Consider the following 7,261-nt stretch of genomic DNA (forward strand, 5'->3'; position numbering starts at 1 on the left):
TGGTATGAACGTACCATTATGGTATGAGCGTATCATTGTGAGCGGCGGAGGGTGACAGGGAGGCCGACGGTGCCACGTTCGATCGATCACGAGAGCAGGCGAGGTCAGATCACCGATGCCACCCGGCGCGTGATCGCGCGGTCGGGTCTGGAAGCCGCCACCTTCCAAGCCGTGGCCCAGGAGGCGGGCATCTCGATCCGGCTCGTGCAGTACTACTTCGGCAGCAAGGGCGAGTTCCTCGCCGCCACCCGCCGCGCGGTCGCGGCGGATGCAGCAGCTCGCTTCGGTGATGCGCTGTCCGCGCTGGATGAAAGCGCACCCGCGCGCGAGCGCATTTCGGCGATTCTCACGGAGATGGTTCCGATCGATGATCGACGCCGTTCGGATGCGATCGTGCTCGCGGCGTTCCACGCGGCGTCGTTGACAACGCCGGTCGACGGCCCCGCTCTTCCGACGGCGCCCCAAGCGCTGGTCGACATCATCGCCGCGCAGATTCCGCAGGATCCCGGGTCGCGCCATGGCGCGCGAGACCGGCACCTCGACGCCGAACTGATCCTCGCCACCGCCGCCGGGCTCGTCCAGGGGATGATCGCCGGCCACTACGAGCCGGCCACCGTCACCGCCCTCATCGACCGGCTGCTCGACGCCCTCGGGTTGTGATCAGCACTTTCGGCCCACCGAAAACGAGCTATGATTTCGGTGTGCCTAAAAGTTTGCCTGAACTGATCGATCGGCCGTCTGCCGCGGCGACGCTGCCGCGCGGGCTGTGGCTGCTCGGACCAGCCCTCGTCGCGGGCGTCGCCTACCTCGACCCCGGCAACGTCGCCAGCAACATGACCGCGGGCGCGCAGTTCGGGTACCTGCTCGTCTGGGTCGTGCTGGCCGGAAACGTGATGGCCTGGCTCATCCAGTACCTGTCGGCGAAGCTCGGGGTCGTCACAGGGCAGAGCCTCCCCGAGGTGCTCGGGTCGCGGTTGCGCAATCGCTGGGCGCGCCGCTCGTATTGGCTGCAGGCAGAGCTCGTCGCGATGGCCACGGACCTCGCCGAAGTCATCGGTGGCGCCGTCGCGCTCAACCTTCTCTTCGGAGTTCCGCTGCTGCTGGGCGGCTTCATCACCGGCGCGGTCTCCATGATCCTGCTCGCCGTGCAGAGCCGCCGCGGCGCCCGCCCGTTCGAGTTCGTCATCATCGGGCTGATGATCGTCATCACCGTCGGGTTCGTCGCCGGCGTCTTCGTCGCGCCGCCCGATCCCGCCGGCGTGCTCGGCGGCATCGTGCCGCGCTTCGAGGGCACCGGATCGGTGCTGCTGGCGGCATCCATTCTGGGCGCGACGATCATGCCGCACGCGATCTACGCCCACTCCGCCCTCAGCCGCGATCGCTTCGGTGCGGCTCGCGGCGGGATCGACTCGCGGACCCTCGGAGGTCACGCGGATGCCGACGCCGAGGCCGCGCGCACGGATCCCGGCCGCATCCGGACGCTCCTCGCCGCGACCCGGTGGGACGTGACGATCGCGATGATCATCGCGGGTTCGGTGAACCTCGGCATCCTGTTGCTCGCCGCGGCCAACCTCGCGGGCGTCGAGGGCACGGATTCGCTGGAGGGCGCGCACGCGGCCCTCGCCGCCGGCCTCGGCCCCGTGGTCGCGACCTTCTTCGCCGTGGGCCTTCTTGCCTCCGGCCTCGCCTCCACCTCGGTCGGCGCCTACGCGGGAGCCGAGATCATGCACGGTCTGCTGCACGTGCGCATCCCGCTGCTGGCGCGTCGGCTCGTGACCCTGATCCCCGCCCTCGTCATCCTGGGAGTCGGCATCGACCCGACCCTCGCCCTGGTGCTGAGCCAGGTCGTCCTCTCGTTCGGCATCCCGTTCGCGCTGATCCCGCTCGTGGTGCTCACCGCTCAGCGCCGCACCCTCGGCATCTGGACGAACCGCGTCTGGACCACTGCCGCGGGTATCGTTGCGTCGATCCTCCTCATCGCCCTCAACGCCGCCCTGCTCTGGCTCGTGCTCAGCGGAGCGTGAGCGGCGGATAGGCTCGACGGCATGACCGCCGAGACCGCCCGCCGCACCGTCCGGATCCTCACCTGGGCCGGGTTCGCGACCGGAGCGATCGGGGCCCTCCTCATCGCCTTCCCGCAGGTGCTGCCGTTCGGCGGTCCGTGGGTGCAGCTCACCCTCGGTGTCGCGACGCTCGTACTCGCGTTCCGTGCCCGCAGGACCGGTATCGCCGCCGTGCCCGATTTCGACGGTCGGCTGTCGCTCGCGGCGGCCATCCTCGGGTTCATCGTGGTGTTCTTCGCCGGGCAGGTCGCCTTCATCCTGCTGACGGCTCCGGGCACCGGAGCCTGAGGCGCAGACGCTCCCCGACCTAAGCTGGTCGTGTGGCATCCCCCGCAGCAGACGACTACCTCAAGACGGTGTACGCGCACACCGAATGGCAGGACGCGCCGATCACCCCCTCCGTGCTGGCGGCGAAGCTCGGCATCGCCCCTTCGAGCGTGACCGAGATGGTCAAGAAGCTCGCCGCCGCGGGCCTCGTCTCGCACGTGCCGTACGGCGCCGTGCGCCTGACGGATGCCGGAACCCGGCGCGCCCTGGCGATGCTGCGACGGCATCGGCTGATCGAGACGTGGCTGGTGCAGGAGTTCGGCTACGCCTGGGACGAGGTGCACGACGAGGCCGAGGTGCTGGAGCACACCATCAGCGACCGGCTGCTCGAGGGGATCGACGAGCGGCTGGGCCGGCCACGGTTCGACCCGCACGGCGACGCCATCCCGGATGCCGCTGGCACGATCGAGCGCGAGCCGTTCGTGCTGCTGGCGGATGCCGCGGTCGGGCACACCGGGCGCGTGCTGCGCGTCGACGATCGCGATCCGCAGCTTCTGCGCGCGCTCGAGTCGCTCGGACTGGCTGTGGCGTCGACGATGCGGGTCACGCCGTCCGGCGTGGAACTGGACGGCACCTCGATCGAGCTCCCGGACGGCGCGCGCGATGTGGTGTGGCTGAGCGCCTGATGCTGCTCCACGACGCCCGCTGACGTGCGTCAGTCGCGCCCTCTAGGCTGTGCACATGGCCCATCGCGACGACATCGAATGCTGGCTCACCGACATGGACGGCGTGCTCGTCCATGAGAACGACGCCATCCCCGGAGCGTCCGAGCTGCTCGCCGGCTGGGAGAAGGCCGGCATCCCTTATCTCGTGCTCACCAACAACTCGATCTTCACCGCGCGCGACCTGTCCGCCCGACTCCGCTCGAGTGGACTGATCGTGCCGGAAGACCGGATCTGGACGTCGGCTCTCGCCACCGCCTCGTTCCTGCAGCAGCAGCTGCCGGGCGGCTCGGCGTTCGTGATCGGCGAGGCCGGCATCCTCACCGCCCTGCACGAGGCCGGATTCGTGATGACCGAGAGCAACCCCGACTACGTGGTGGTCGGCGAGACGCGCAACTACTCGTTCGAGGCGATCACGAAGGCCATCCGTCTCATCAACCGGGGCGCGCGCTTCATCGTCACGAACCCCGACGCCACCGGGCCGAGCGCCGACGGCCCGCTCCCCGCGACGGGTGCGATCGCCGCGCTGATCACGAAGGCGACGGGCAAGGAGCCGTACGTCGTCGGCAAGCCGAACCCGATGATGTTCCGCTCGGCGCTGAACAAGATCGGCGCGCACTCCAAGCGCACCGGCATGATCGGCGACCGCATGGACACCGACGTCGTCGCCGGCATCGAGGCGGGACTGCACACGATCCTCGTGCTCACCGGCATCAGCGATCAGGCCGAGATCGAGAAGTACCCGTTCCGCCCCGATGAGATCGTCGACTCGGTCGCCGATCTGCTGCCCGGCGACACCGTCGAATCGCTCGGGAGCTGAACATGGGCGTGCTCGACGAGGGCGAGCGCCTCCGTGCGCCGGATGCCGCGGCATGGCGTTCCTGGCTCGAGCAGAATCACGCCGACGCTGCGGGAGTGTGGCTGCTCAGCGTACGGGGACGCGACGCCGACGGCGTCGGCTATGAAGACGCCGTCCGCGAGGCGCTGTGCTTCGGCTGGATCGACGGCCCGGTGCGCACGTTCGGCGATCAGACCGTCGGGCAATGGTTCTCGCCGCGACGACCGTCGAGCGGCTGGGCGGCGACGAACAAGGCGCGCATCGCCGAGCTCGAAGCTGCTGGCCTGCTCGCGCCGGCCGGCATCCGCGCGTTGGAGGTCGCGAAGGCGAACGGCTCCTGGGAAATGCTCGACGGGCCGGAGGCCGGGACCGAGCCCGCCGAACTCACCGCGGCGCTCGACGCGAACGCCGACGCACGCGCGAACTGGGACGCGTTCCCGAAGTCGGTGAAGAAGCTCGGGTTGACCCTCATCGCGATGGCGAAGCGGCCCGAGACGCGGAGCGCTCGCATCGCGAGGATCGTGGCGGATGCCGCAGCGGGGAAGCGCCCATGAGCCAGAACGACATGCTCTTCATCGTGTTGATCGCGATCGGCGTCAGCTCGCTGACGATCTTCATCGTGCAGCTGGTGCGCTCGCGCCGACGCGGACCGGGTGACGGCGACGGCCGCGCCGGGTGGTGGGAAGGCCCCTGGGACGACGACGATCGCCGGCGCTGACCCGGCGCTCGTCAGATGAGCAGCCGACGACGATAGCCCTCGGCGACCGCCGAAGCGCGATCGCGAACGCCGAGCTTGTCATAGATGTGCTGCAGGTGGGTCTTGATACTCGCTTCGCCGATGAACAGTGCTGCCGCGACCTCTCGGTTCGAGCTGCCGTTCGCGACGTGCTGCAGCACCTCCTTCTCACGGTCGGTGAGCGCGCCGTTGCCGGACTTCCGCACCTGCCCCATGAGGTGCTGCGTCGCCGACGGCGCGAGCACCGACTCGCCGCGTGCGGCGGCGCGAACCGCGCGCATCAGTTCGTCGGGCAGCGCGTCCTTCAGGAGATACCCGATCGCGCCCGCCTCGATGGCGGGAAGAACATCGCTCTCGCTGTCGAACGTCGTCAGGATCAGCACACGAGCACTCGGGGATCGCTCGCTGAGGGCAGCCGTCGCCGCGACACCGTCCATTCCCGGCATCCGGATGTCCATGAGCACGACGTCCGCTGCCAGGCTCATCGCGCGCTCGACCCCCTCCGCGCCGTCACCCGCCTCCCCGACGACGACGATGTCGTCGGCTTGCGCGAAGGTGTCGCGGAGCCCGCCCCTCACGATCGGGTGGTCGTCGACGATCACGAGCCGAATCATCGTTCAGCGTCTCCCTCTGCTCTGGCGGCACCCGGCGCGATCGCCGGAACGCGCGCACTGATGGACGTTCCCTCACCCGGAGCACTCTGCACTTCCAGGTGACCGCCGACCCCTCTGATGCGCTGGCGCATGCTCGTCAGTCCGAATCCCGTGCCGACACCGTTCGTGAAACCACGTCCGTCATCTCGTACGTCCAGCAGCACCTCCGCTCCCGCGTACGACAACGTGACGCCGACCCGCGAGGCCCCGGCATGCTTGGCGACGTTGGTGAGCGACTCCTGCACGACGCGGAAGAGCGACACCTCGATCGCGGGACTCAGCGGCTCGCGAGTGCCGGTCACCTCCACCTTCGCGGCGACCCCCTCATCCTCCGCCCAGCGCTCTGTCAGCGTGCGCAGTGCGTCGGGAAGGTGCGCCTGCCCGAGCTCCTGCGGAACGAGCGCCTGAACCGACCGTCTCGCTTCCGCAAGGCTGCTGCGCGCGAGCCGAAGCGCACGGGTGACGTGCTCTTCCGTCTCGCCGTCGACATCTCCGGAGCGCTCCGCCGCCTGGAGCTGGGTGATGATCCCGGCGAGACCCTGGGCGAGCGTGTCGTGGATCTCACCTGCCAGCCGTTGCCGTTCATCCTGCACCCCGGATTCCCGTGCCTGGGCGATCAGCTGCGCGTGAAGTCCCGCGTTCTCATGCAGCGCCGCCTCGAGTCGCGCGACGAGTTCCTCCCGCTTGCGCTCCTCGGGCTCGCTGCGTGCCGTCAGCAGAATGCCGACTCCGATCGCGGCCGTCTGCACGGCGACGATCAGGACGAACTCCGCGAGCCCGGCCGGCTTCGGATCCGTCCACAGACGCATCGCGGCGCCGTTCAGGGCCACGGACGTGGCCAGCACTCCGATGACGCCCAGTGGCCACGGTCTCAGCAGGTACGCGTGGAAGAACCCCGCGACGGTGAAGACGAGAAAGATGTCGGAGTACGACATGAGGGCGACGCACAGCCCCAGCAGGCCGAGGAAGAAGATGCCGGACGGCACGGGCCGCAGCATCCTTCTGCGGATGGGAAGCGTGTGACCGAACAGCACCCAGAGCACCGACACGGCGACCAGCCCGAGCACGGATGCACCCTCGGGCCAGAACCGTTCGCCGGAGCCGGGAAGCACCCACGAGAAGTAGATGACCGTCGAGATCGTCAGCAGCAGCCACGGAGCGACCAGCTGCAGCAGATCCCAGATCCGCAGCTGTTCCTCTTTCCAGGCCAGCCGGGAGCTGTTCGCGTCGTCCGTCTCTTCTGCGAGGGCGGATCCGGGCATCCCGGAGCTCGGAGTCTCACCGGCCCCGGAATTTCGCATCATCGACACCTACTCCCAGCGGAAGAGCTTAGCCGCGATCGCACTCGCGGCCACGGCGATACCCGCCATCACGGCGATCTGCAACCAGAAGGGCAGACCGCCCGCGGTCGCGGTGATCTCGCCCGCTTCGACGGACCACGCCGCGGTCAGCGCCTGCAGCCCCGGCGGCACGAATTCTCCGACCTCCCGCAGCACGTCGGGCATGACGACGCGAGGGAGGAATGCCCCACCGACGAACATCAGGGCGACGAACAGGAGGGTGCCGACCTGGTTGGCGGCGCTGCTCGTGCGGACCACGGCCGCAGCGATCAGGCCGAGGCCGAGCAGTGCCGCGTAGCCGACGATGAAGGCGACGATGAACTCCGCAGGGCGCTCGGGCGGCGCGATGCCCAGCACGGCCCACGCGCAGAGGATCAGAAGCGCCGCCGAGACGACCACCGAGGCGAATGCCACGATCATCTGCGCCAGCAGAACGCTTCGCGGATGCACGGGCGTAGTCGAGAGCCTTCGCAGGATGCCGCGCTCGCGATACGTCGCGATCACTGCCGGCACGTGCTGCACGGCGATCATCACCATCCCGAACACCAGCGCGGTCGGCGCCCAGATGTCGATGGAGCGGAGGCCGCCGGTCTCCGGCGTCGACTCCCGGAGCGCGGGGACGGCTCCGAGGCCGAGCAGCAG

The 7,261-nt window shown here is 69.2% G+C and carries 10 protein-coding genes; 7 read left to right on the forward strand and 3 right to left on the reverse strand.

From position 1 onward, the window contains the following. Window positions 1-69 precede the first annotated feature (69 nt). From RIN18_RS15165 to RIN18_RS15195, 7 genes are read left to right on the forward strand one after another with little or no spacing between them, the layout of a single operon-like run. Window positions 70-660, forward strand: a complete 591-nt coding sequence (locus RIN18_RS15165; protein WP_309104822.1) for a TetR/AcrR family transcriptional regulator — start codon at window positions 70-72, stop codon at window positions 658-660. A gap of 41 nt (window positions 661-701) precedes the next feature. Next, a complete protein-coding gene (locus RIN18_RS15170) occupies window positions 702-2,024 on the forward strand; it encodes an Nramp family divalent metal transporter (RefSeq protein WP_375163539.1) in 1,323 nt (440 codons plus the stop codon). Between the two features lie 21 nt (window positions 2,025-2,045). Then, entirely contained in the window at window positions 2,046-2,351 is a 306-nt protein-coding gene (locus RIN18_RS15175) for a hypothetical protein (protein ID WP_309104823.1), read from the forward strand. Between the two features lie 32 nt (window positions 2,352-2,383). After that, on the forward strand, window positions 2,384-3,016 hold the full coding sequence (locus RIN18_RS15180) for a metal-dependent transcriptional regulator (protein ID WP_309104824.1): 633 nt from the start codon (window positions 2,384-2,386) through the stop codon (window positions 3,014-3,016). A 55-nt stretch (window positions 3,017-3,071) separates the two neighbouring features. Continuing rightward, window positions 3,072-3,872, forward strand: coding sequence for an HAD-IIA family hydrolase (locus tag RIN18_RS15185; RefSeq protein WP_309104825.1), 801 nt, complete (start codon window positions 3,072-3,074; stop codon window positions 3,870-3,872). 2 nt (window positions 3,873-3,874) lie between these two features. After that, window positions 3,875-4,444 carry a YdeI/OmpD-associated family protein gene (locus RIN18_RS15190; RefSeq protein WP_309104826.1) on the forward strand — a complete coding sequence of 190 codons (570 nt, stop codon included), beginning with the start codon at window positions 3,875-3,877 and terminating at the stop codon, window positions 4,442-4,444. Next, the gene (locus tag RIN18_RS15195) at window positions 4,441-4,608 is read left to right on the forward strand and encodes a hypothetical protein (protein ID WP_309104827.1); all 168 of its coding nucleotides are present in this window, start codon (window positions 4,441-4,443) and stop codon (window positions 4,606-4,608) included. The genes RIN18_RS15190 and RIN18_RS15195 overlap by 4 nt, the downstream gene beginning before the upstream one ends. A gap of 11 nt (window positions 4,609-4,619) precedes the next feature. On the opposite strand, the gene RIN18_RS15200 is transcribed toward RIN18_RS15195, so the two are convergent. From RIN18_RS15200 to RIN18_RS15210, 3 genes are all read right to left on the reverse strand, one after another. Continuing rightward, the gene (locus RIN18_RS15200; protein WP_309104828.1) at window positions 4,620-5,240 is read right to left on the reverse strand and encodes a response regulator transcription factor; all 621 of its coding nucleotides are present in this window, start codon (window positions 5,238-5,240) and stop codon (window positions 4,620-4,622) included. After that, on the reverse strand, window positions 5,237-6,583 hold the full coding sequence (locus RIN18_RS15205; protein ID WP_309104829.1) for a sensor histidine kinase: 1,347 nt from the start codon (window positions 6,581-6,583) through the stop codon (window positions 5,237-5,239). The genes RIN18_RS15200 and RIN18_RS15205 overlap by 4 nt, the downstream gene beginning before the upstream one ends. Before the next feature lie 6 nt (window positions 6,584-6,589). Further along, on the reverse strand, window positions 6,590-7,261 hold a 672-nt coding region (locus tag RIN18_RS15210; RefSeq protein WP_309104830.1), incomplete at its 5' end, for an ABC transporter permease.

Source organism: Microbacterium sp., from assembly GCF_031179285.1.
Taxonomy (GTDB): domain Bacteria; phylum Actinomycetota; class Actinomycetes; order Actinomycetales; family Microbacteriaceae; genus Microbacterium.

Bases quoted from the DNA above. Each gene is read 5' to 3' on its own strand.
- RIN18_RS15185 (WP_309104825.1), top strand. From the start codon at position 3,072: ATGGCCCATCGCGACGACATCGAATGCTGGCTCACCGACATGGACGGC.
- RIN18_RS15200 (WP_309104828.1), bottom strand. From the start codon at position 5,240: ATGATTCGGCTCGTGATCGTCGACGACCACCCGATCGTGAGGGGCGGG.
- RIN18_RS15205 (WP_309104829.1), bottom strand. From the start codon at position 6,583: ATGATGCGAAATTCCGGGGCCGGTGAGACTCCGAGCTCCGGGATGCCC.
- RIN18_RS15175 (WP_309104823.1), top strand. From the start codon at position 2,046: ATGACCGCCGAGACCGCCCGCCGCACCGTCCGGATCCTCACCTGGGCC.
- RIN18_RS15195 (WP_309104827.1), top strand. From the start codon at position 4,441: ATGAGCCAGAACGACATGCTCTTCATCGTGTTGATCGCGATCGGCGTC.
- RIN18_RS15190 (WP_309104826.1), top strand. From the start codon at position 3,875: ATGGGCGTGCTCGACGAGGGCGAGCGCCTCCGTGCGCCGGATGCCGCG.